This is a genomic window from Rhizobium sp. WSM1328 (assembly GCF_057653715.1).
This window is the reverse complement of record NZ_CM172788.1, coordinates 1,303,970-1,327,903: the sequence shown is the minus strand read 5'-3', so window position 1 is coordinate 1,327,903 and position 23,934 is coordinate 1,303,970. Positions and strand designations below refer to the sequence as shown.

Below are 23,934 nucleotides of genomic sequence, written 5' to 3'. Positions count from 1 at the left end.
AATCTCAGATCAGCCGTTGACGGCGTCCTTCAGGCCCTTGCCGGGCGTGAATTTCGGCACGTTGCGAGCCGGAATGTCGACTTCAGCGCCCGTCGACGGGTTACGGCCCTTCGATGCGGCACGATGAGAAACGGTGAAGCTGCCGAAACCCGCGAGGCGAATGTCGCCCTTGTTCTTGAGTTCAGCCTGGACAACGTCGAAAACCGCGTCAACAGCGGAAGCCGCGTCAGACTTCGTCAGTCCTGCCTTTTCGGCTACTGCGGACACGAGTTCATTCTTGTTCATGTTTCCACCCCTTTCTAAATGGTATGAAACGACTCAAAAGTAAGCTAGGCGCAGAATAGGTTTCATCAGGCCCGCCGAAAACCCAAAAGCCCTGCAAATCAAGGAAAAGCAAGCGTCTACATGACGTTTTCACAAAAAAGGCTGGCGTTTCCGCCAGCCTTTTTCCGTGTTTTGGGCCAATTGGGCATAAATGTGGCAAAGGCCACTCAATGCGCTATGGTTGCGCCTGTCTCATCGAGGCCTTCGACCGATGTGATGACCGGCGTTTCCACCGTGCCATCCCATTCGATTGGCTCCGGCCGCCGGATCAGCGCGTGCTTGATCACCTCGCCCATGCGGGATACCGGGATGATCTCCATGTTGTTCTTCACGTTGTCAGGAATCTCCGCCAGGTCCTTGGCGTTTTCCTCCGGAATCAGCACCTTCTTGATGCCGCCGCGAAGCGCTGCGAGCAGCTTTTCCTTGAGACCGCCGATCGGCAGCACACGGCCACGAAGCGTGATTTCACCGGTCATGGCCACATGCCTGTCCACGGGGATGCCGGTCATGATCGAGACGATCGCGGTTGCCATGGCGACACCAGCCGAGGGACCATCCTTCGGGGTTGCGCCTTCCGGCACGTGCACGTGGATGTCGCTCTTGTCGAAGCGCGGCGGCTCGATGCCGAAATCGACAGCGCGCGAGCGGACATAGGAGGCCGCTGCCGAGATCGATTCCTTCATGACTTCCTTCAGATTGCCGGTGACCGTCATGCGGCCCTTGCCCGGCATCATCACACCTTCGATGGTCAGCAGCTCGCCGCCGACTTCCGTCCAGGCAAGACCGGTCACGACGCCAACCTGATCCTCGCCCTCTGCTTCGCCATGGCGGAAGCGCGGGACGCCCAGATAGTCGGAGATGTTGGCAGCCGTCACGTGAACGGCCTTCGTCTTGCCCTTGATGATCTCGGTGACCGCCTTGCGGGCGAGTTTCATCAGCTCGCGCTCGAAGTTGCGGACGCCGGCTTCGCGGGTGTAATGCTGGCTGATCGACATCAGGGCGTCGTCACTGACCGAGAATTCTTCCGGCTGCAACGCATGTTCCTTGATGGCCTTCGGCAACAGGTGCCGCTTGGCGATTTCGCGCTTTTCATCCTCTGTGTAGCCGGCGATACGGATGATCTCCATGCGGTCCATCAGAGGCGCTGGAATGTTCAGCGTATTCGCCGTCGTGATGAACATCACATCCGACAGGTCGTATTCGACTTCCAGATAGTGATCCATGAAGGTCATGTTCTGCGCCGGATCGAGCACTTCGAGCAGAGCCGAAGACGGATCGCCGCGATAGTCCTGGCCGAGCTTGTCGATTTCGTCGAGCAAGAATAGCGGGTTGGACTTCTTAGCCTTCTTCATCGACTGGATGACCTTGCCGGGCATAGAGCCGATATAGGTGCGGCGGTGACCGCGGATTTCGGCTTCGTCACGAACGCCGCCAAGCGCCATACGCACATACTCACGGCCGGTCGCCTTGGCGATCGACTGGGCGAGCGAGGTCTTGCCGACGCCCGGAGGGCCGACGAGGCAGAGGATCGGGCCCTTGATTTTGGTGGCGCGGGCCTGCACGGCCAGATATTCGACGATGCGCTCCTTGACCTTGTCGAGACCGAAGTGATCGGCTTCGAGGATCTTCTCGGCATTGTTGAGATCGGCCTTGATCTTCGACTTCTTGCCCCAGGGAATGCCGAGCAGCCAGTCCAGATAATTGCGCACCACGGTGGCTTCCGCCGACATCGGGCTCATCTGGCGCAGCTTCTTCAGCTCCGCATCGGCCTTTTCACGGGCTTCCTTGGACAGCTTGGTCTTGGAGATGCGCTCTTCCAGTTCGCTCATCTCGTCGCGGCCTTCTTCGCCGTCTCCGAGTTCCTTCTGGATCGCCTTCATCTGTTCATTGAGGTAGTATTCGCGCTGGGTCTTTTCCATCTGGCGCTTGACGCGCGAACGGATGCGCTTTTCGACCTGCAGGACCGAGATCTCGCCTTCCATGAAGCCGAGAGCCTTTTCGAGGCGCTGCTTGACGCTGGTGGTCTCCAGCATCTCCTGCTTCTCGGTGATCTTGATCGACAGATGCGAGGCAACCGTATCGGCGAGCTTGGAATAGTCGTCGATCTGGCTGGCGGCGCCGACCACTTCGGGCGAAATCTTCTTGTTGAGCTTCACATAGCTCTCGAATTCGGAGACGACCGAACGCGACAGGGCTTCCAGTTCGACCGGATCGTCGTGCGGCTCCTCGAGCACATGGCCGAGCGCCTCATAGAAATCCTCGCGGCTGGTATAGGTGTCGATCTCGGCGCGGGCGCGGCCTTCCACCAGAACCTTCACGGTGCCGTCGGGCAGCTTCAAGAGCTGCAGCACGTTCGCCACGGTGCCGACATTGTGGATCGCGGAAGGATCCGGATCGTCGTCGCTAGCATTGATCTGCGTTACCAGCATGATCTGCTTGTCGGAACCCATGACCTCTTCGAGCGCACGGATCGACTTTTCCCGTCCGACGAACAGCGGCACGATCATATGCGGGAAAACCACGATGTCGCGCAGGGGCAGAACAGGGTAGGCGGTGCTGCTCGCTACAGACGTTTTCTTCGTCATTTTATGTCCTTTCCATCGTCCCGTTGCCGGGCTCTCTGCACGGCCGCTTGGGACCGGCCGGCAATCTCACTTGTTGCTACAAGTGGAGGTTCTGACTACGCTTTTCAAGCCACGCTAACGCCCGCGTCCCTCGGATGTGACAGCTTTATTACAACGGAACGCCAACACTATGAAGCGCGTGGCTGGACCGGCGCTTACCACTTCCGACCCGGCTAAAATGCAAACGCCAGCAAGAGGCTTACGGATCATTGCATCATTGCCAAGCACGACCCCTTCCGCAACATCGGCAAAGGCAATTTCGGTTCCCACCGGCAAATACTAACAGCGCTTCGCATGGTTTTTCAAATAGAAAGGGGCCTGCCAATGGCAAGCCCCCAAAATAATCACACGAAAGCCCAAGCTCACGCCGAAGCGTTGGCCTTTTCTTCCTGGCGATCGGCATAGATGTAAAGCGGACGGGCCGAACCGCGCACCACTTCCTCGGAGATGACGACCTCGCGCACGCCTTCCAGCGTCGGCAGTTCGAACATCGTGTCGAGCAGGATCTTCTCCATGATCGAGCGAAGGCCGCGGGCGCCGGTCTTGCGCACGATCGCCTTGCGGGCGATTTCGCGAAGAGCGTCCTCGTGGAAGTTCAGTTCCACGTCTTCCATCTCGAACAGGCGCTGATACTGCTTGATCAGCGCATTCTTCGGCTCGGACAGGATCTGGATCAGCGCGTCCTCATCGAGGTCCTCGAGCGTCGCCAGAACCGGCAGACGGCCGATGAACTCAGGGATGAGGCCGAACTTGACCAGATCTTCAGGCTCCAGTTCGCGCAGGACCTCGCCGACGCGGCGGTCATCCTGCGACTTGACCGAGGCGCCGAAGCCGATCGAGGTCTTCTCGCCACGGGCAGAGATGATCTTGTCGAGGCCGGCAAAAGCGCCGCCGCAGATGAACAGGATGTTCGTCGTGTCGACCTGCAGGAATTCCTGCTGCGGGTGCTTGCGTCCGCCCTGCGGCGGAACGGAAGCGACCGTACCTTCCATGATCTTCAGCAGCGCCTGCTGCACGCCCTCGCCCGAGACGTCACGGGTGATCGACGGGTTGTCGGACTTGCGCGAAATCTTGTCGACTTCGTCGATGTAGACGATGCCGCGTTGCGCACGCTCGACGTTGTAGTCGGCCGACTGCAGCAGCTTCAGGATGATGTTTTCGACATCCTCGCCGACATAACCGGCCTCGGTCAGCGTCGTCGCGTCGGCCATGGTGAAGGGAACGTCGATGATGCGGGCGAGCGTCTGAGCAAGATAGGTCTTGCCGCAGCCGGTCGGGCCGACGAGCATGATGTTCGACTTCGCCAGCTCGACTTCGCCGTTCTTGGAGGCGTGCGCCAGGCGCTTGTAATGGTTGTGAACGGCAACCGACAGGATCTTCTTCGCCTGCCGCTGGCCGATGACGTATTCGTCGAGGACCTTGATGATGTCCTGGGGCGTCGGAACGCCGTCGCGGGACTTGACCATCGAGGACTTGTTCTCCTCGCGGATGATGTCCATGCACAATTCGACGCATTCATCGCAGATGAAGACGGTCGGTCCGGCAATCAGTTTCCGGACTTCGTGCTGGCTCTTTCCGCAGAACGAACAATAAAGAGTGTTCTTGGAGTCGCCGCCGTTGCTGCCGCTGACCTTGCTCATATCACTTTCCTTCCAGCACGCCGCATTTCAAGGCGAAATCGCGGTCCACTCTATCAGCTCCTGGCGGCACTCCGTTTCCGGAGCCTTTGCCGAGAAGGGCTTCAGGGGCTACGAACCGGGCCCAACCAATCATGTCCTGGTCCCGGCGGCAACGAACTCCCCTTCGAATGCCGAATGCTATGTCATAAAAATTCAACATAGCATTAATAGCTACTATTAGCGTCTTCGTCGCCGTATGAAAGCCCTTGTTCAATCACAAATGGGATAGAACTGTGGCGAGGAAAACACCATCCCTATTAATTACTAGGCCTGTTCGCCTTCCATTTCGAGGCGCGACGTCAGAACCTTGTCGATCACGCCCCAGCTCTGGGCTTCGTCCGCATCCATGAAATGGTCACGATCGAGCGTCTTTTCAACTTCCTCGTAGGTGCGGCCGGTGTGCTTGACGTAGACCTCGTTCAGGCGGCGCTTCATCTTGAGGATGTCGCGGGCATGACGCTCGATGTCTGACGCCTGGCCCTGGAAGCCGCCCGATGGCTGATGCACCATGATGCGGGAGTTCGGCGTGGCGAAGCGCATGTCCTTGTGGCCGGCCGCCAGCAGCAGCGAGCCCATGGACGCGGCCTGGCCGATGCAGAGCGTCGAAACCGCGGGCTTGATGAACTGCATCGTATCGTAGATCGCCATACCGGCGGTGACGACGCCACCGGGCGAATTGATGTAGAGGGCGATCTCCTTCTTCGGGTTTTCGGCCTCGAGGAAAAGCAGCTGGGCGCAGACGAGCGTCGCCATATGGTCCTCGACGGTACCCGTCAGGAAGATGATGCGTTCCTTCAACAGGCGGGAATAGATGTCGTAGGAGCGTTCACCGCGGTTGGTCTGTTCCACGACCATCGGAACGAGGGCCATTGCGGTATCGACTGGGTTTCTCATGTGCGTCCTTTGTCAACGTCTCGCCGGCCGACGCCGGGAATCAAAGAAAAAATATCTTACCCCTACATAGAGTGTCCCGGCCCTCCTCTTCAAGACACGCATGCGGATAACGTTAAGAAGGCGGGCGAGGTGGCTAAGCTCCTTCTTTTCATACTGTCGTTATCCCGGAACCGCTGCACACTTCCGGGCGACGTGCATTGGTGCTTCGGCTCCTGGTAGCCTCTTTCCCTCAAACGCCTGTTAACGGCGAGACCCTAGCGCGGTCTCCCCCGGCTTTTCTCCATGACAGGATGAAGGAAGGCTTACTCTATTCGACTGTGCTCATACACGTTTACCCAACGGAAAGCCTACCGGCAGATATCGGCCTAAAACAATGCCGCAGCGCAGCAGCATTAAGGAACTGGCGAGCTTCCTCGGCAAGGATGCGAACTGACAGACAAGGGGTTGCTGCCGTGTTCAATATCGCTACAGGTCTCGCCATCTGGTGTTCCGAGGCCATGACGCTCGCTTTGGTGCTGTTCGTCGCCTGGCGCCACAACGTCAGGAACGAGGCCTATCTCTATTGGGGCCTGGGCTTCCTCCTGACTGGCATCGGCTTTGCGATGGTCGCGCTGCGCGGCGAAATCCCCAGCGTGCTTTCCATAGAAGCGGGCAATGCCATCGCCCTGCTCGGCCAGAGCGCCTGGGCGGCGGGTTTTCTGGCGCTCGACCGCAAGCGGATCGAATGGTGGGCACTGCTGCCGCCGGCAATCTGGCTCGCCGGGGTCTTCCTGCCCTGGGTCAACAGCGATTATTCAAACCGGGTGGTGCTCTACAACCTTGCTTCGGCGACGGGTGCAACGGCACTCGCCATGGCGGTCGCCGCCGGCGACATGCGCCGTGAGCGTACCCGCATCAAGCTGATGGGCGTGTTCGTCATCCAGGGCTGCCTGTGCTTCGGCTCGGCAGTGACGATGGCGCTGACGCTGCCGAGCGATATCGAGGCGACCAATCTCGGCGGCGCCTCCGCCATGGCCAGCGCCTTCCTGCTGACCATCGCCTTCGCGTTCACCTGCCGGCTGATCATGGAGCGTTCCGAACGGCACCTGCGTGCCCTCACCCTGACCGATTCGCTGACCGGCGTGCTCAACCGCCGCGGCCTGCTCGGCTATTTCGACGGCATCCAGGAAAGAGCTCATAACGAGCAGCGCCAGGTCGCGGTGATTCTCTTCGATCTCGACCATTTCAAGCGCGTCAACGACCGTTTCGGCCACCAGTCCGGCGATGCCGTGCTGACCGCCTTTGCGCGCATGGCCCGCCAGTATATTCCAAACAACATCTTCGGCCGCATGGGCGGTGAGGAATTCGCCGCCTTCGCCGCAGTCGCGGACCAGACGGAAGCCGAGGCGATCGCCGAAGCGATCCGCACCGAATTCTGCCGTCTTCCCGTCAGCACCGGCGAAGCGATCGTTCCGGTCACGGTCAGCATCGGCATCGCGCTCGCCTCCTCGATCGAAGCCAATATCGACAAGCTGATCTCGGCCGCCGACCGGGCGCTCTATGCGGCGAAGGCCGCCGGTCGCAACTGCACGGTCACCTTCGGCGAAGCGGAGGCCGCAACCCCTGCACCGGCCACGCCGAGCAGCACTGCCGGCGAACTTGTGCCGACGGTCGACGACCAGGTCGAGGCGCTACGACGCATGGGCACGCTGTCACGGGCCGGGTAGTCCGGGATCCCTCGCGCCTCACATCTTTCCGAGGTCCGGCAAATCCGATAAGGCTCGGCGCATGATGATCCCATCCTTTCTCTCGATCGACCGCGCCAACCGTCATGTCTCGCTTGATAGCCGCAACCCGGCTTTCTACGGCGACCCGAACGCCGTCTATGCCGCACTTCATGCCCACTGCCCGACCTTCTACTGGAGCGAGCAAAAACAGTGGTTCTTCACCGGTTACGACCATGTGAACGGACTGCTGCGCGACCGGCGCTTCGGCCGGCAGATCCTGCATATCGCCAGCCGCGAGGAGCTCGGGCTTGCCGAGCCGACGCCGCATCTTGCCAGTTTTGATCTTTCGGAACGTTATTCCCTGCTCGAACTCGAACCGCCGGAGCACACGCGGCTGCGCACGCTCGTCAACCGCGCCTTCGTTTCCCGCCATGTCGAGAAGATGAAGCCGGAGCTTGCCGAACTCGCCAACCGGTTGATCGACGGCTTCGCGGAGAAGCGTGAGGTCGAGCTGCTCTCGGCCTTTGCCGACATCATCCCGGTGACGATGATCGCCCGGATGATCGGCATCCCCGAGGAGATGGGACCGCAATTGCTTACCTGGTCGCACGCCTATGTCCGCATGTACATGTTCGGCCGTACGCGCGGGCAGGAGGAAGAGGCCGAACGGGCATCGAAGGAATTTTCCGACTACGTGAAGACGGTGATCGCCGAACGCCGCGCCGAACCGCGCGACGACCTGCTGACCCACATGATCCACACCGAGCACAAGGGCCAGTATCTGACCGAGGAGGAGCTCGTGTCGACGACGATCGTGCTGCTCAATGCGGGACATGAGGCGACCGTGCACCAGATCGGCAACTCCGTGCGCACCATTCTCGACAGCGGCGGCGATCCGGCAGAACTTTTCCGGGACGAGGCCACGACAGAGCGCACCGTCGAGGAAACCCTGCGCATCTGCGCGCCTGTTCATATCTTCCAGCGCTGGGCCCTGGAGCCGGCCGAAATCGACGGCATCTCCTTCAAGCGCGGCGACAAGGTCAGCCTCATCCTCGCCGCCGCCAATCTCGACCCGGCAAAATTCACCGATCCCCTCACCTTCAAGCCCGACCGCAACGAGGCGGCAAACCTCTCCTTCGGCGCCGGCATCCATTTCTGCATCGGCGCGCCGCTGGCGCGGCTGGAACTCAACGTCGTGCTGCCGATCCTGTTCGAACGGCTGGCCGGTCTGAGGCTGGCAAAGACACCTGTGGTCAAGGATGTCTACCATTTCCACGGGCTGGACCGGCTGGATCTGCAATGGTGATCCATTCCTCCCCCGGGGTCGCAGATCAGCCGTAGCGGCCGGTGATGTAGTCTTCCGTGCGCTTGACCTTCGGCGACTGGAAGATCTCGGCGGTCGGGCCGTATTCCACCAGTTCGCCCAGATACATGAAGGCGGTATTGTCGGAAATGCGGCTTGCCTGCTGCATGTTGTGGGTGACGATGACGATAGTGAACTCCGTCTTCAGCCGGGCGACCAGCTCTTCCACCTTGGCAGTCGAGATCGGGTCGAGGGCGGAGGTCGGCTCGTCGAGGAGAAGCACCTCGGGGCGAAGCGCCACGGCACGCGCGATACAGAGGCGCTGCTGCTGGCCGCCGGAAAGGCCGAGGCCACTGCCCTTCAATTTGTCCGTGACCTCTTCCCAGAGCGCTGCCGAGCGCAGCACCTGCTCGACGCGGACGTCCATCTCGGCCTTGGAGATGCGCTCGTGGTGGCGGATACCGTAGGCGATATTGTAGTAGATCGACATCGGAAAGGGCACCGGCTTCTGGAAGACCATGCCGACGCGGGCGCGCAGTTCGTTCATCGAATAGCCAGGGTCGAGGATGTTCTGGCCGTCGAGCGTGACGGAGCCGGTGGCGCGCATCTTCGGGTAGAGCATGTAGATGCGGTTGAGGATGCGCAGCAGCGTGGACTTGCCGCAGCCGGACGGGCCGATGAGAGCCGAGACCTGACGCTCGGGAAAGCTCAGGGTGACGTCGCGGATCGCGTGGGTTTCGCCGTAATAGAAGTTGACGCCGGTCAGCGCCATCTTGTCGACTCTTGTGGCCAGGTGGGCGGGACGAGGTTCGAAGGCTTTGTTCTCAAGCATCATTTCGCATTCCTGCGGTTGAGGATGGCGCGGGAGCCGACGCTGAGGAGAAGCACGATCGCCGTCATGACAAAGGCACCTGCCCAGGCAAGATTCTGCCATTGCTCATAGGGGCTCATAGCGAACTGGAAGATGACGACGGGAATATTCGCCATCGGCTGCGACATGTCCAAGCTCCAATACTGGTTGTTCAGAGCCGTAAAAAGGAGCGGCGCGGTTTCGCCCGAAATGCGGGCGATCGCAAGGAGGATACCGGTCAGGATACCTGTGGAGGCAGCGCGGTAGAGTATGTTGACCGTTACCTTCCAGCGCGGGATGCCGAGCGAAAGTGCTGCCTCACGCATGACATCAGGAACCAGCCGCAGCATCTCGTCGGTCGTGCGCACCACGACCGGCAGGAAGATGAAGGCGAGCGCGATGCCGCCGGCAAAGCCGGAGATGCGTGACGTCGGGCGGACGACCAGTTCATAGACAAACAAGCCGATGATGATCGACGGCGCCGAAAGCAGGATATCGTTGACGAAGCGGATTGCCTCGCCAATCTTCTTGCCGCGGCTGAACTCCGACAGGAAGGTGCCGGCCAGCACGCCGATCGGCGTACCGATGATAACAGCGAGAGCGACCATCATCAGGCTGCCCATGAAGGCGTTGGCGAGACCGCCGCCATCTTCGCCGGGCGGCGGCGTCATTTCCGTGACGAGACTGGGGCTGAGCGCGGACAAGCCGTGTATCAGCGTCGTCCAGAGGATCCAAACCAGAAAGACCAGGCCGACCACGGTGGCGATGCCGCAGAGCGACAGTGCGATCATGCTGCCGATCTGGCGACGACGGTATAGGGAACCCGAATGAGTGGTCATGATTACTCTCCCCTCTGTCTTGCCATGCGCACCAGCATGAGCTTGGCGGCCGCCAGAACGATGAAGGTGACAACGAAGAGGATGAGACCGAGCGCCGAGAGCGACGACCTGTAGAGGTCATCCGAAGCTTCGGCAAATTCGTTAGCGAGCGTCGCAGCGATCGACGTGCCGGGCTCCATCAGCGACACCGCGATGTTATGGGTGTTGCCGAGTACGAAGGTGACCGCCATGGTCTCTCCGAGCGCGCGGCCGAGACCAAGGAAGATGCCGCCGACGACCGCGGTGCGGGTGTGCGGGATGACGATGTCGCGCACCACTTCCCACTTGGTCGAACCAAGCGCATAGGCCGATTCCTTCAACTGCGCTGGGACGACCAGGAAGACGTCGCGCGTGACCGAGGAGACGAAGGGGATGATCATGATTGCCAGCACGATGCCCGACGTCAGCATGCCGATGCCGAGCGGGGCGCCAGTGAACAATGCGCCGATTACCGGGATCGGGCCTAGCCAGTCGATCAGCACCGGCTGGACGTAGTCCGACATGAAGGGGGCAAAGGTGAAGAGACCCCACATGCCGTAAATGATGCTGGGGATACCGGCGAGAAGCTCGATGGCACCGCCGATCGGGCCGCGAATGGAGCGCGGCGCAACTTCGGTAATGAAAACGGCGATACCGAGGCTCACGGGAACGCCGATGATCATGGCGAGCGCCGAGGTGACCAGCGTGCCGTAAATCGGTACTAGGCCCGAGAACCGCTGGGCAACCGGATCCCATTCCATGCCGGTCAGGAAGCCAAAGCCGAAGGTTTGGAACGCGAGAAACCCGTCCCAGACCATGGAGAACGCCGCTGTGAACAGTGCGACAAGAACAAACAGGCCGCAGCCGAAAACTATCCAGTAAAAAATACGATCGCCTGCGGCGCCGTCGCGGCGCTTCACGCCCGCGGTTGTGGCGGGCAGCGATGCCATTGCTTCGCTCATGTCCGTACGCTCTGATGCTTTGAGGGGTGTCAAAGACATTCGGGGCGGAAAGCCTCGCTTCCCGCCCCGACCGCAGTTTCGTCAGGATCAGCCCTTGAACGAGGCCGTCCAGTAATCCTCGATCTGCTTCACCAGGGTTTCCGGAAGCCGAACGTAATCGAGGGCAGAGGCTTCCTTCTGGCCGTTTTCGAGCGCCCACTTGAAGAAGGCGAAGGCAGCCTTGGAGCGAGCCGCATCTTTCGGCTCCTTGTACATGATCGCCCAGGTCGTGGCGGTGACCGGCCAGGCCTTTTCGCCCGGAGCATTGGTCATGATCAGGTAGAAGTCCTGAGCCTTGGTCCATTCGGCGCTGGCGGCAGCAGCCGAGAAGCTTTCCGCATTTGGCTTCGGATACTGGCCTGCGGCGTTCTGGATCAGAACGTAGGGCAGCTTGTTCTGCAGAGCGTAGGCGTATTCGACGTAGCCGATCGAATCCTTGACGCGGGTGACGTAAGCGGCGACGCCTTCGTTGCCCTTGCCGCCGATGCCGACCGGCCAGTTGACGGCGGTCCCTTCGCCGACCTTGCTCTTCCAGTCTTCGTTGACCTTGGAGAAGTAGTTGGTCCAGTTGAAGGAGGTGCCCGAACCGTCCGAACGGTGGACGACGGCGATCTGGCTGTCGGGCAGTTTCAGGCCGGGATTCAGATCGGCGATGGCCTTGTCGTTCCACTTGGTGACATTGCCGAGGTAGATGTCGGCGAGAACCTTGCCCGTGAGCTTCAGTTCGCCCGACTTGATACCCTTGACGTTGATGACGGGCACGATGCCGCCGACGACGAGCGGGAACTGACCGAAGCCGCCAGTCGTCAGGTCTTCCGGCTTGATCGGAGCGTCGGACGCGCCGAAGTCAACCGTTGCAGCCTTGACCTGGGCGATGCCACCGCCCGAACCGATCGACTGGTAGTTCAGCTTGTCGCCGGTCTGCTTGTTGTAGTCCGCAGACCATTTGGACAGGACGGGATAGACGAAGGTGGAGCCGGCGCCGGTGATGTCGGCGGCGGACGCCGAAACCGCCAGAGCGGCAACCAGGCCGGCGCCGAGGCAGGCCGAAAGAAGTTTATTGCTGAGCATATGAAGCGCTTCCCTAATGGATTTGAAAAACAACGAGACCAGCGCCATGGAGGGGGTGTCCATTGTCTGGGGCGCTGAAATTCCCGTCACAGCAGGCGGGCTAGGCGCGTTTTATTACAGTTTGATGACGGAATTTGACGGTCGCAACCAACCGTGGGCCGTGCCGCGAATGCTGCAGTTACGGCCTTTTCATTGAATCGCGGATTTAACAAAGCCTTAGCAAAAACATCGGGATAGATTGACGCATGGCTGTGGTGGATTGCCGCAGCGATGCCTGGAAATGTCGTTTTCAGGATTTCGATATGCCGGGCCGCTCAGGCCCGATGCCGAATTCGTGGCCTTTACGAGATCACGCGGCCGACTCTTCTTGCAGCCTGCTGGATATGTCGCATGCCGACATGGGTTTTCCGAGCATATACCCTTGAAGCTGATCGCAGCCGGCGTCTCGCAAGATCGCCGCCTGACGGGTATTCTCAATACCTTCCGCGGTCACGGGAATCTGCAGAGCAGTCGCCAAGGAGATGGTTGCCCGAAGAATATCGGCGCCATTTGCGGTTTCATCGAGAGCGGACACCAGCGAGCGGTCGATCTTCATGCGATCAAACCCAAACTGCCGCAATGCACCGATGCTGGCGTAGCCGCAGCCAAAATCATCAAGAGCAAACTTTATGCCGACGCGCTTGAGCTGGTCTATCGACCGACGGGCCTGATCCGGATTTGTCATCAGAACGCCCTCAGTGATTTCCAGTGTCAGGCGGTTTGGATTGAAATCCAACTCCTGCAGGATCGTGATCACTTGGGCAGCAAATTCCGGATTGCAGAGCTGGATCGGCGAAACATTCACCGACAAAGTCAGACCGGGCCAGCTCTTGGCATGCCCGATCGACGTTCTCAGCATATGGACGCCAAGGGCATCGATGAGGCCGCATCTTTCAGCAAGAGGGATGAATATTTCCGGGCTGATGTTTCCCGTTGCAGTTTTCCAGCGCGCCAGTGCTTCAAGACCGGTGACAGTACCGGTCGAAGCAGAGACGAGAGGCTGGAAAACGGCTTCGATTGCGCCGCTGCCGATGGCGTTTTTCAAGAGACCTTCCAGCTCGGCGACCCGTATGCGTTCCCGGTCCAGTTCGGGGTCGTATTCAACCGCCTGACCTTTGCCATTTGCCTTGGCACGATAGAGCGCCATGTCGGCTCTGCGAAGAAGCTCCAAAGGCGATATGTCTCCATCGCGCGCCGCAGCTCCGATGCTTGCGCCAACTTCGATCGTTCGCCCGTCAATTTTGAAGGGCTCGGCAAACAGCGCCAGAATCGCCTCTTCGATCTCTTCGCGTGCAGTGGATCCAACGTGCACCAGCGCGAATTCATCGCCTCCCAGCCGGGCTGCGGCCAGGACTTCGGGATGACTGGTCATCAGCGCGTTCGAGACGATCCGGATCAAATCATCCCCAACCGCATGTCCCCAAGCATCGTTGACCGCCTTGAAGCCGTCGAGGTCAACCAAGTAAAGCCGCGGCGATGAAGGATCCGGGCTCTCCAGATCCTCCAGCAGGCGGAGAAGCCCCTGTCTGTTCAACAAGCCACTCAAGCTGTCATGGCTCGCTTCGAAGCGAGCTGTTTGCGCCAGTTGGCGCAGGCGCCGCGCCTCGGATGCGCCAACCAACAGAACGCCGATCAAGAATAATGAAAGGATGACGGTAGAAGCTGCAACATAGGGATAGACCTGATGAAACACGGCGCTTCCGGGGGCTTTGCTCGGCCAAACGAGATAGCCGATGACGGCTCCCTTCATGTCGGTGATCGGCGTGTTCAGGGATCCCGGCTTGGGCGTCGTCTCGAGGCTCAGCCCCTCGAGTTCATGTTCGTTGGAGAGAGTGTCGAGAACCTCCGACGTAAACTCCTTATAGAAACTCAGCACGCTGAACTTCGGAACCTCGGCGGCGGTCTCGAACGGCTGGATCGCCTGCGAGGCGATCAGCGCTATACCGCTTTCGGTCTTGATGAAATTGACCACCGGCGCCTTCGCCGGAGCGGCAGCAGCATTGATCTGCTGATAAAAAGCTTCCCCGAAAAACGTGCTCGGCTGGAAGGGCTTGCCTTTGGCATAGGCCGAGACGATCGAAGACCGGTCAGGGCCGGTCACGATCGCGCCGTCATAAAGCGCATAATCCTCGCTGGTTTTTCCCCAATTCTCATAGGCCCAATCCGCAGCGGCCGGAGATGAGACCGCACTATAGGCATCGTCCCATATGGCATTGTCCGTCGTTGTCCCGCTCAAGCGAGCCACAAAGGCTGCGACCGCCGCGCGGGCGGCGCGACTGGCCCTGGCATCGTCGATCTCGTTCACTGAGCGGGTCATGGTGACGACGACATGCGCCATCAGGCCAGTCAATACGAGGGCGACGACAAGGAAGCAGACGGTTGTCGCAATGATGGAAGACGTTTGAGTCCGAACGTGCCTGGCTGCAAGATTCGACGACATGCAAATTCCGCAAAGATTAATTGCAAGGCCATGTCTGTGAGACGGCAGGAGACATCATGTCCGCAATGCGCTGCAGATAAGGTTTAGCATTTGTCGATGTAGGCCCGATTAATGGGATTGGTTAAAAGCATTTAATCCGGGACAAATGGCCGCAAGCACCGTCGTTGCCGGCTTGCCGTTTCGGATCATCGCTGTGGCCGTGACGACAAAAAGCGAAGCCGAAGACGGGATAGGCCCGGCTTCGTTCGTGATCACTTGCTGGCTCTCGCTTAAACCTTGATCACATAATCCTTACGAGTCGTTTCAACGACTTCCCACGTTCCCTTGAAGCCGGGTCTGAGGATCATCCGGTCACCCGTCTTCAGATGAACCGGCTCACCGCCGTCCTCGGTCACGATCGAATGGCCGGACAGCAGGCTGAAATATTCCCATTCCTCGTAGACGATCCGCCACTTGCCCGGTGTCGCCTCCCAAATGCCGGAATAAAGGCCGCCTTCGGCCTCTTCCAGGTTCCAGGTACGGAAATGCGGATCGCCGGAGATAATCCGATCGGCTTCAGGGGCGCCGAACTCGGGTTCGACGCCGTCGATGCTGAAGGTGAGAAAGTTTGTCATGGTCACCATAGACTTCGTTGATCTCAGATCTTCGAGAGCGCCTGTTCGAGATCGGCGATGATGTCCTTGACGTCCTCGATGCCGACGGAAAGGCGAACCACGCCAGGCCCCGCGCCGGCAGCGATCCTCTGCTCGTCGGTCAACTGCCGGTGCGTCGTCGAGGCCGGATGGATGACGAGCGAACGGGTATCGCCGATATTGGCGAGATGGGAGAAGAGCTCCAGCCCCTCGACCAGCGTCTTGCCCGCCTCATAACCGCCCTTGACGCCGAAGGTGAAGACGGAGCCGGCGCCCTTCGGCGAGTAGCGCTGCTGTAGGGCGTGGTTCGGATCATCGTCGAGCCCGGCATAGTTCACCCAGGCGATCTTGCTGTGCGCCTTCAGCCACTTCGCAACGGCGATCGCATTGTCGCTGTGGCGCTGCATCCGAAGCGGCAGCGTCTCGATGCCGGTCAGGATCAGGAAAGCATTGAAGGGCGAGATCGCCGGCCCGAGATCGCGCAGGCCGAGCACACGGGCAGCGATCGCGAAGGCGAAATTGCCGAAAGTCGCGTGCAGAACCATGCCGTTATATTCCGGCCGCGGGCTCGACAGCATCGGGTAATTGCCTGATTTCGACCAGTCGAAGGTGCCGCCGTCGACGATGAGGCCGCCCATGGAATTGCCGTGGCCGCCGAGAAATTTTGTCAGCGAATGCACGACGATGTCGGCGCCGTGTTCGATCGGACGGATGAAATAGGGTGTCGCCATCGTGTTGTCGACGATCAGCGGCAGGCCATGGCGATGCGCGACGTCGGCGATGGCGGCGATATCGACGAAGGTACCGCCGGGATTGGCCAGGCTTTCGATAAAGATGCCGCGCGTCTTATCGTCGATCTGGCTTTCGAAGCTTGCCGGATCGGCGGCATCGGCCCAGCGCACCTGCCAGCCGAAATTCTCGAAGGCGTGGCCGAACTGGTTGATCGAGCCGCCGTAGAGCTGGCGGGCAGCGATGAAATTCTCGCCAGGACGCATGATATTGTGGAAGACGATCACCTGCGCCGCATGGCCGGAGGCGACGGCAAGGGCTGCGGTTCCGCCCTCGAGCGCTGCGACACGCTCCTCGAGTACCGCCTGCGTCGGGTTCATGATGCGGGTATAGATATTGCCGAAAGCCTGCAGACCGAAGAGGGCGGCGGCATGATCGGAATCATTGAAGACGAAAGCGGTCGTCTGGTAGATCGGCGTTACCCGCGCCCCAGTCGTTGGGTCGGGCTGCGCACCGGCATGGATCGCCAACGTGTTGAATCCCGGATCGTTCTTGGCCATGTCGTCCTCCCGTTATTGCTGACGTCCAGGATCATAGCCTGTCGCTTGCGAAAGTTAATCGCGATCCGTTTCAACCCATGGGCGTTCCGTGGAAAATCCGTCTCCGCGGACCGCAACTCAGGCAATAAGACGAGGATACTCGATCGCCGGGCAGCGGTTCATCACCACCTGGATGCCGGCAGCCTCCGCCTTTGCCGCAGCCGCATCGTCGCGCACACCAAGTTGAGACCAGATGATCTTAGGCAGCGGGCTCAGCGCCAGCGCCTCCTCGACGACCCCATCCAGATATTCGGAGGCGCGGAATACGTCGACCATGTCGATCGGCACGGGAATGTCTGCAAGCCGGGCATAAACGGTGCGGCCCTGGATCAGTTTGCCCGCCTGCCCCGGATTGACAGGAATGACCTCGTAGCCGCGCGACAGCAGATAGCCCATGACGCCGTTGCTCGGCCGGGCTGGATTGGGCGAAGCGCCGGTCAGCGCGATAGTCTTTACCGAATGCAGGATGCCGGCGAGGTAATCATCCGTGTAGGTGTCGTGATTCATATCCACTTCTCCACTCCCGAAAGCCCTCCGGCAGGCACGGCCAGCATGTTTTTTTGCGTTTCCGTGAAACCGGCTGCGTGTCTTTCCCGTATATATGAATTGGCCCGTATATATGAATTGGATACTCCTTGAGGATGATTCGATGAAAAAAATCGCTCTTGCCCTCATGCTCGTGCTCGCCGCATCGCCGGCGCTGGCGATCTCGCGCTACAATCCGCTCACCATGAGCTGTGCCAGCGTGCGTGCCGCCATCCACAATCAGGGCGCGGTCATCTTCCGTTACCAGTCTCCCCGTGGCTTGCCGCTCTACGATCGCTATGTCCGCAACAGCAATTATTGCGACGCGACCGATTATGCGGAATGGACATATATCCCTTCGAAAGACACTCCCCGCTGCCAAGTGCTGAGCTGCCAGAACATCGACAACCTTGACGGGATGCTCTTCGTTCCGCATCATCAGCTCTGATGTTTTTCGCCGTCATGGCGGACGCAGGAACTGCGCGCCTTTCGCGGTTGCGAAAGGTTTGCGATCAATCCCGCGCTGCGATTTCGTAACGATTGCACAATCAGGAGCTTTAATTTTCCCGTATATCAAAGTTATAGAATAATATCTATATTTCAGCACCATAGAATAAACAGTTCTCGCATTCCTCCAGAGATTTTCTCTTTTTGTTCGTGATATCAGCACTCTTTGTTCCCGCATCCATTAGAAACAGCTCATAGTTGAAAGGATCGCATGAATTGAACGCATGTCGCGCGCACGTAAAAATTGCTCAAATGAGTCGCCATTGTTCACATACTGAAAGAATGCTATTCGACATATGAACGCATAAGCGACCGCCGCCGCGCATTTTCGTGCAAATCCCAGTTGTCTTTTCAGGAATTTGAAACGCCGAAGGCGAGGTGCATTCGCTTCCTCTCATCCTTTCCGGATTACTCCCTTGCCTCTCGACGTCATCCTGCTCGTTCTCTTCGGCGCACTGCTGCACGCGACATGGAACGCCATCATCAAGGCGGGGAGCGATAAGTCCCTCGATGCGGCGCTGATCTCGGCCGGCGGCGCGGTTTCGGCACTGCCGTTCCTGCCATTCCTGCCGTTGCCGCACGCCTCGGCCTGGCCGTTCATCGGCGCCTCTGCCATCCTGCAGTTTGCCTACTTTCAGCTGGTCGCCGCCGCCTACCGGGCCGGCGATATCGGCCTCGTCTATCCGCTGATGCGTGGCTGCGCACCGCTGTTGATCGCCGCGACAAGCGGTTTCGTTCTCAAAGAAAACCTCTCCACCGGCGCTCTTGCCGGGACGATGACGATCTGCGCCGGCGTGCTGACACTCGCCCTGGAGGCGCGGCGTGGCAGCAGCCGTGCCGTCGTCCTCTCGCTTGCCAATGCCTGCGTCATCGCCACCTACACCTATGTCGACGGAATCGGCGCGCGCATCTCCGGCAATGCGATTTCCTATACTTTGTGGATGTCGCTGCTGCCGCCGGTGCTGCTGTTTTCCTGGGCAGCGTCCCAGCGCGGCGCTTTCGCAGTCGTGCGTCACGTTCGCCACAACTGGTGGCGCGGCCTCATCGGCGGCGCCGGCTCGATCGCTTCCTATGGCCTGGCGCTCTGGGCGATGACAAAAGCCCCAGTCGCGACCGTCGCAGCCTTGCGTGAAACCGCAATCCTGTTTGCGCTGGTGATCTCGATCACCGTCTTCAAGGAAAAAGCCAGCATCTGGCGCTACGTCGCCGGCGTCGTCATCGCGATCGGCGGGCTGCTTCTGAGACTGGCGTGATCACTCGCCTGTCCATTCGGCCTTGCGCTTGCCAAGGAAGGCGCCGATCCCTTCCTGCGCATCCTCAGTCAGCATGTTCTCGACCATCACCCTGGCGGTATAATCATATGCCGCCTCCACGGGCAGTTCGAGCTGCCGGTGGAAGGCTTCCTTGCCGATTTTCAGGGTCAATGGCGATTTGCTGGCGATCACGGCCGCATATTTGGAAACCACCTGCGCCAGATACTGCTTCGGCACAATACGGTTGACGAGGCCGAAATCCTTGGCGGTCGAGGCGTCGATCGTCTCGCCGGTCAGCAGCATCTCCATCGCCTGTTTGCGGTGCGCGGCACGGGAAACGGCCACCATCGGCGTCGAACAGAACAGGCCGATGTTGACGCCCGGGGTGCAGAATGTCGAACTGTCCGTGAAGATCGCCAGATCGCAGGAGGCAACGAGCTGGCAGCCCGCAGCCGTTACAAGCCCGTCGATCTCGGCGATGACAGGCTTCGGCAGATGCGTGATCTTCAGCATCAGATCGGCAGCGAGCCGAAAGGTCTTTTCGAAGAAACCGGCACCCTGATCTTCATCGGCGCGATGGGCCGTGAGTTCCTTGAGATCATGCCCGGCGGAAAAGACATTGCCGGTCGAGGCGATGACGACGACGCGCGCATCCGGTTCTGCATCGGCCGTCTCGAGCTCCTGCATCAGGGCCTCGAGAAGTGCGATCGAGAGAACATTGGCCGGTGGGTTGTTGAGCACGAGCCGCAGCACGCCGTTGCGCAGCGAGCGGGTCAGCAAGCCGCCCTCTTCCGCTCCGGCGGCGTCCTTCCGGAAGGATACGATTTCGGCCATGATGCTGCTCCCTGCGCTCGATTCCAGGCAGACGTTTTGCCACAAGGCGCCGGAAATTTCGAGCAGGATCCGCACTCCCCGCAGAGACCGCTGCCGTCAGGACCAGAACCACGACTTCGATGTCTCGGCGCTTGCCTGCGTACGGGTCAGACCGACATCGCAAAGCTCGTCGTCGGTGAGTTCCAAAAGCGTGCGGCGGCTGCGGCGCTTTTCGAGGTGATGTTCGATCGTCAGTAGCAGCCGCAGGCTCCAGCGCGCCATCCCGCGAAGTCTCGTCCAAACGATATCGCGAGGTGCGTCAAGGATCCCGCTTAATTCCAGGGCCATGTCTTTCTTCCTTTCTTCAACGAATGAAAGATGCGCTGGAAGATGCCGCGAAAGAAGCTTATGGATATTATCCTATGCATAAGGATTTCTTTTGTATGCCTCTCCACCTCGATCAGCTTGCCGCCTTCATCAACGTCGCCGAGCTCGGAAGCTTTACGGCTGCGGCCGACAAGGAAGGCCTGACGCAGCCGGCCGTCAGCCTGCAGGTGAAGGGGCTCGAACAGCGGCTCGGCGTCCGGCTGATCGAGCGTGTCGGGCGGCGGGCGCAGCCGACCGCGGCAGGTCTCGACCTGCTCGTCTATGCAAGGCGCCTGCTCCAGGAATCGGCTGCAGCGGAAGAAGCGATGATGCCCTACCGGGATGGCGCCAGCGGCCGCGTGCGCATCGGCAGCGGCGGCACAGCGTCGATCCATCTGCTTCCGCGCGCCATCGCCGTCGCCAGAAAATCCATGCCCGGCCTCGAAATCACCGTGCGCATCGGCGATGCCGATGACATTCTGCGCGATCTGGAGGCCAACAGCCTCGACATCGCTGTCGTCGCCCTGCCGGCATCGGGACGGAACTTCGAGATCGAGCCGTTCTACGAGGAGGAATTGCTGGCCGTCGCCCCCGCGGGCAGCCTCATGCCCGAAGGCGGACCGGACGCCGCCTTCATGCGCGACAGGACGCTGCTGCTTTATGAGGGCGGCAATACCAGGCGCGCAATCGACGCGTGGCTGGCTGCACCGGATACAAGGATCCGGCCTGCGATGGAGTTCGGCAGCATCGAGGCGATCAAGGAACTGGTTGCCGTGGGGCTCGGCTGGTCGATCCTGCCGGGGCTGGCGCTGAAGCGCGACCGCGCCGGCCTCGTAACGACATCATCGCTGAAGCCGCGGCTGACGCGCCGCCTTGGCATGGTTCTACGCCGGGACAAACATCTGACACGCGGCCTTCGCGAAATGATGAAATGTCTGCGCGCGTTCAAAGGTTGAGATCTGCTTTCGACCGTCGGACGCTATTTCAAACCGACAGAGACGACGTGAAAAACGTCAGGGGCAGCAGTCCGCGACCGCGGAAATATGAGGTATTAAAATACCACATATCTAAGTATCTGTTTTTACTGAAAAATTTTTCCAAACCTTCAGGAAGTCTATATTGACCCAATGTCATATTCCCTTTATACACCGCGCCAGAACGCAGCCTATCCGGGCTGCTTTCTTTTTGGTATGCCTTGAGCCTGCCAATCCAAGCAACAAGAAACGCCCTTCAAGCCTTCGGGCCAAGGGTCCCAAAAGAGAGTATTCACTATGGCAACCTTCTCCCAGAAGCCTGCAGAGGTGGAGAAGAAGTGGGTGATCATCGACGCCGAAGGGCTGGTCGTTGGCCGTCTCGCTTCCATCATCGCTATGCGCCTGCGCGGCAAGCACAAGGCAACCTTCACGCCTCACGTTGACGACGGCGACAACGTCATCGTCATCAATGCCGAAAAGGTCGTTTTCACCGGCAAGAAGTATTCCGACAAGGTCTACTACTGGCACACCGGTTATGCTGGCGGCATCAAGGAACGTAGCGCACGCCAGATCATCGAAGGCCGCTTCCCGGAGCGCGTCCTCGAAAAGGCCGTCGAACGCATGGTTCCGCGTGGCCCGCTCGGCCGTCGCCAGATGAAGAACCTGCGCGTTTACGCCGGCTCCAACCATCCCCATGAAGCCCAGCAGCCGGTCGCCCTCGACGTTGCCGCGCTCAACAAAAAGAACGTAAGGAGCGCCTGATATGGCTGACCTCTCCTCCCTGAAGGATCTCGGCACGGTTTCCGAAGCTGCTGCTCCGGCCCACGTCCGCAAGGTCGATTCGCTCGGCCGCTCCTACGCGACCGGCAAGCGCAAGAACGCCGTCGCCCGCGTCTGGGTCAAGCCGGGCTCCGGCAAGATCACCGTCAACGGCAAGGAATTCGCGGAATATTTCGCACGTCCGGTGCTGCAGATGATCCTGCGCCAGCCGATCGTTGCGGCTGCCCGTGACGGCCAGTTCGACATCGTCGCAACCGTTGCCGGCGGCGGCCTCTCCGGCCAGGCCGGTGCGGTTCGCCATGGCGTGTCCAAGGCGCTCACCTATTTCGAACCGGGCCTGCGCGCGGTGCTGAAGAAGGGCGGCTTCCTGACCCGCGACAGCCGCGTCGTCGAACGCAAGAAGTACGGCAAGGCAAAGGCCCGCCGCTCGTTCCAGTTCTCCAAGCGTTAATCGCTTCGGACAGACGGAATTTACGAAGGCCGGGGCAACGCGGCCTTTTTGTTTTACGCTGTTTAAACCAATCGGAAGCGTGCCAGCATGCCATTGTCGCATTCCGGCTCTGCTGGTAGAAACTTGGCAAAGCGCTTCGGAAATGAGCGAAGCCGCAGTCAGGGTCGCATCATGGGTACAACCAAGTCCGCAGACAAATAAGCCGCAACAACTCTGCCCTGTTGTTGCGGCGTCTGTCCGGTCAATTCCGATACTGATGAAGAGACAGATCGCCGCCGAATGAAATCATTTGAGCGGGTTCTTTCCCATGTCTTATCCCAAAATCCAGCAATGGACCTATTCCCTGCCGGCAGCCTTGCTGCTTATGGCACCTTTCGACATCCTGGCCTCGCTCGCCATGGATATCTATCTGCCGATTGTGCCGGTCATGCCGGAGGCGCTCGGCACTTCGCCGGCGGTCATCCAACTGACCCTCAGCCTCTACATGCTCGTGCTCGGTGTCGGCCAGATCGTCTTCGGCCCAATTTCCGATATTATCGGACGACGGCCTGTCCTGCTTGGCGGTGCTGCACTCTTTGCCGCGTCATCCTTCCTGCTTGCCGGCTCCTCGTCGGCGCCGGTCTTCGTGGTCTTGAGATTGCTGCAAGCAGTCGGCGCGTCGGCGACCCTCGTCGCAACTTTCGCAACCGTGCGTGACGTCTACGCCGGGCGTCCCGAAAGCAGCACGATCTATAGCCTTCTCGGCTCCATCCTCTCTTTCGTGCCCGCACTCGGCCCGATCATCGGAGCCGCGATCGCGGATCGCTTCGGCTGGCGCGCCATCTTCCTCGTCATCGGCCTCCTTTCGGTTGCCGCGCTTTTCAACGCCGGTATGCGATGGCACGAAACCCGCCCTGCCGTCACCGCCAAGATCGCTCTCCGCGCGATCCTTAGAAGTCTTCCCTTCTGGGTTTATGCGGGCGGCTTCAGCACGGCGATGGGCGCCTTCTTCGTTTTCTTCTCGACGGCACCCCGTATCCTGATCGACAAAGCCGGTTTTTCCGGCATCGCCTTCAGCTTCATCTTTGCCACGGTGGCGCTGGTGATGATCGTGACGGCGCGTTTCGCCAAAGGCTTCGTCATGCGCTGGGGCATTGCAGGCAGCCTTGCCAGAGGCATGGCAATACTGCTTCTCGGCGCCGTGCTGCTTGCCTTTGGAGAGTTGTTTCTGCTGCCTTCCCTCGTCAGCTTCGTCGTGCCGATGTGGATCATCGCGATCGGCATCGTCGTTGCGACGGCGGTCACCGCCAACGGCGCGCTCGACGCCTTTGGCGACACAGCGGGAACGGCGGTCGCGCTCTACTTCTGCGTCCAAAGCATCATCGTCGGCTTTGCCGGAACCTTCTTCGTGATTCTGCTCGGCGGCGACAGCGCCTGGCCACTCGTGGGCTATGTCTCAGCGACCGCGCTGACGACGCTGGCTGGATTGTGGTGCCTGCGGGAGCCGGTCCGATAGGCAGCGAGCGAATGACGGTCGC

22 protein-coding genes are annotated in these 23,934 nt (G+C 60.0%); 8 read left to right on the top strand and 14 right to left on the bottom strand.

Annotated elements, in window-relative coordinates:
• Window positions 1-9: 9 nt before the first annotated feature.
• The 4 genes from hupB to clpP all read right to left on the bottom strand — a co-directional run bounded on the left by hupB (window position 10) and on the right by clpP (window position 5,521).
• Complete coding sequence (gene hupB, locus AC2444_RS06740) at window positions 10-285, bottom strand: DNA-binding protein HupB (RefSeq protein WP_003547346.1); 276 nt, start codon at window positions 283-285, stop codon at window positions 10-12.
• 206 nt (window positions 286-491) lie between these two features.
• A complete protein-coding gene (lon, locus tag AC2444_RS06735; protein ID WP_012756950.1) occupies window positions 492-2,909 on the bottom strand; it encodes an endopeptidase La in 2,418 nt (805 codons plus the stop codon).
• 401 nt (window positions 2,910-3,310) lie between these two features.
• Window positions 3,311-4,588, bottom strand: coding sequence for an ATP-dependent Clp protease ATP-binding subunit ClpX (clpX, locus tag AC2444_RS06730; protein ID WP_003547337.1), 1,278 nt, complete (start codon window positions 4,586-4,588; stop codon window positions 3,311-3,313).
• A 303-nt stretch (window positions 4,589-4,891) separates the two neighbouring features.
• Window positions 4,892-5,521: an ATP-dependent Clp endopeptidase proteolytic subunit ClpP gene (gene clpP / locus AC2444_RS06725; protein ID WP_012756949.1), complete on the bottom strand. Its 630-nt coding sequence runs from the start codon at window positions 5,519-5,521 to the stop codon at window positions 4,892-4,894.
• Between the two features lie 290 nt (window positions 5,522-5,811).
• Here clpP and AC2444_RS06720 point away from each other — a divergent pair, with 290 nt between their 5' ends.
• Entirely contained in the window at window positions 5,812-7,227 is a 1,416-nt protein-coding gene (locus tag AC2444_RS06720; RefSeq protein ID WP_017993614.1) for a GGDEF domain-containing protein, read from the top strand.
• Window positions 7,228-7,288: 61 nt separating this feature from the next.
• A complete protein-coding gene (locus AC2444_RS06715; RefSeq protein WP_012756947.1) occupies window positions 7,289-8,533 on the top strand; it encodes a cytochrome P450 in 1,245 nt (414 codons plus the stop codon).
• A gap of 25 nt (window positions 8,534-8,558) precedes the next feature.
• On the opposite strand, the gene pstB is transcribed toward AC2444_RS06715, so the two are convergent.
• From pstB to AC2444_RS06675, 8 genes are all read right to left on the bottom strand, one after another.
• Complete coding sequence (pstB, locus tag AC2444_RS06710; protein ID WP_012756946.1) at window positions 8,559-9,365, bottom strand: phosphate ABC transporter ATP-binding protein PstB; 807 nt, start codon at window positions 9,363-9,365, stop codon at window positions 8,559-8,561.
• Window positions 9,362-10,219 carry a phosphate ABC transporter permease PstA gene (gene pstA, locus AC2444_RS06705; RefSeq protein ID WP_012756945.1) on the bottom strand — a complete coding sequence of 286 codons (858 nt, stop codon included), beginning with the start codon at window positions 10,217-10,219 and terminating at the stop codon, window positions 9,362-9,364. Before pstA ends, pstB begins: the two co-directional genes overlap by 4 nt.
• A gap of 2 nt (window positions 10,220-10,221) precedes the next feature.
• A complete protein-coding gene (pstC, locus tag AC2444_RS06700; RefSeq protein ID WP_012756944.1) occupies window positions 10,222-11,199 on the bottom strand; it encodes a phosphate ABC transporter permease subunit PstC in 978 nt (325 codons plus the stop codon).
• Window positions 11,200-11,286: 87 nt separating this feature from the next.
• Window positions 11,287-12,309: a phosphate ABC transporter substrate-binding protein PstS gene (gene pstS / locus AC2444_RS06695; protein ID WP_128450251.1), complete on the bottom strand. Its 1,023-nt coding sequence runs from the start codon at window positions 12,307-12,309 to the stop codon at window positions 11,287-11,289.
• A 349-nt stretch (window positions 12,310-12,658) separates the two neighbouring features.
• The gene (locus AC2444_RS06690; protein ID WP_012756942.1) at window positions 12,659-14,788 is read right to left on the bottom strand and encodes a bifunctional diguanylate cyclase/phosphodiesterase; all 2,130 of its coding nucleotides are present in this window, start codon (window positions 14,786-14,788) and stop codon (window positions 12,659-12,661) included.
• A gap of 269 nt (window positions 14,789-15,057) precedes the next feature.
• Complete coding sequence (locus tag AC2444_RS06685; RefSeq protein WP_041935641.1) at window positions 15,058-15,402, bottom strand: cupin domain-containing protein; 345 nt, start codon at window positions 15,400-15,402, stop codon at window positions 15,058-15,060.
• Window positions 15,403-15,425: 23 nt separating this feature from the next.
• Window positions 15,426-16,709, bottom strand: coding sequence for an O-acetylhomoserine aminocarboxypropyltransferase (locus AC2444_RS06680; RefSeq protein WP_012756940.1), 1,284 nt, complete (start codon window positions 16,707-16,709; stop codon window positions 15,426-15,428).
• 117 nt (window positions 16,710-16,826) lie between these two features.
• Window positions 16,827-17,255, bottom strand: a complete 429-nt coding sequence (locus AC2444_RS06675) for a CoA-binding protein (protein WP_012756939.1) — start codon at window positions 17,253-17,255, stop codon at window positions 16,827-16,829.
• A 142-nt stretch (window positions 17,256-17,397) separates the two neighbouring features.
• Here AC2444_RS06675 and AC2444_RS06670 point away from each other — a divergent pair, with 142 nt between their 5' ends.
• Both AC2444_RS06670 and AC2444_RS06665 read left to right on the top strand, forming a co-directional pair.
• A complete protein-coding gene (locus tag AC2444_RS06670; protein WP_012756938.1) occupies window positions 17,398-17,721 on the top strand; it encodes a hypothetical protein in 324 nt (107 codons plus the stop codon).
• 475 nt (window positions 17,722-18,196) lie between these two features.
• Complete coding sequence (locus AC2444_RS06665) at window positions 18,197-19,033, top strand: EamA family transporter (RefSeq protein WP_012756937.1); 837 nt, start codon at window positions 18,197-18,199, stop codon at window positions 19,031-19,033.
• On the opposite strand, the gene AC2444_RS06660 is transcribed toward AC2444_RS06665, so the two are convergent.
• Both AC2444_RS06660 and AC2444_RS06655 read right to left on the bottom strand, forming a co-directional pair.
• On the bottom strand, window positions 19,034-19,867 hold the full coding sequence (locus AC2444_RS06660; protein ID WP_012756936.1) for an enoyl-CoA hydratase: 834 nt from the start codon (window positions 19,865-19,867) through the stop codon (window positions 19,034-19,036). It lies immediately after the preceding gene.
• Window positions 19,868-19,963: 96 nt separating this feature from the next.
• On the bottom strand, window positions 19,964-20,194 hold the full coding sequence (locus tag AC2444_RS06655; protein WP_012756935.1) for a DUF1127 domain-containing protein: 231 nt from the start codon (window positions 20,192-20,194) through the stop codon (window positions 19,964-19,966).
• A gap of 74 nt (window positions 20,195-20,268) precedes the next feature.
• On the opposite strand from AC2444_RS06655, the gene AC2444_RS06650 reads away from it, so the two are divergent.
• From AC2444_RS06650 to cml, 4 genes are all read left to right on the top strand, one after another.
• Window positions 20,269-21,168 carry a LysR family transcriptional regulator gene (locus AC2444_RS06650; RefSeq protein WP_171815677.1) on the top strand — a complete coding sequence of 300 codons (900 nt, stop codon included), beginning with the start codon at window positions 20,269-20,271 and terminating at the stop codon, window positions 21,166-21,168.
• Window positions 21,169-21,483: 315 nt separating this feature from the next.
• Window positions 21,484-21,948, top strand: a complete 465-nt coding sequence (gene rplM, locus AC2444_RS06645) for a 50S ribosomal protein L13 (RefSeq protein WP_003558420.1) — start codon at window positions 21,484-21,486, stop codon at window positions 21,946-21,948.
• A gap of 1 nt (window position 21,949) precedes the next feature.
• Window positions 21,950-22,417: a 30S ribosomal protein S9 gene (gene rpsI, locus AC2444_RS06640; RefSeq protein WP_003558419.1), complete on the top strand. Its 468-nt coding sequence runs from the start codon at window positions 21,950-21,952 to the stop codon at window positions 22,415-22,417.
• A 307-nt stretch (window positions 22,418-22,724) separates the two neighbouring features.
• On the top strand, window positions 22,725-23,912 hold the full coding sequence (gene cml, locus AC2444_RS06635) for a CmlA/FloR family chloramphenicol efflux MFS transporter (protein WP_012756933.1): 1,188 nt from the start codon (window positions 22,725-22,727) through the stop codon (window positions 23,910-23,912).
• Window positions 23,913-23,934: the final 22 nt, after the last annotated feature.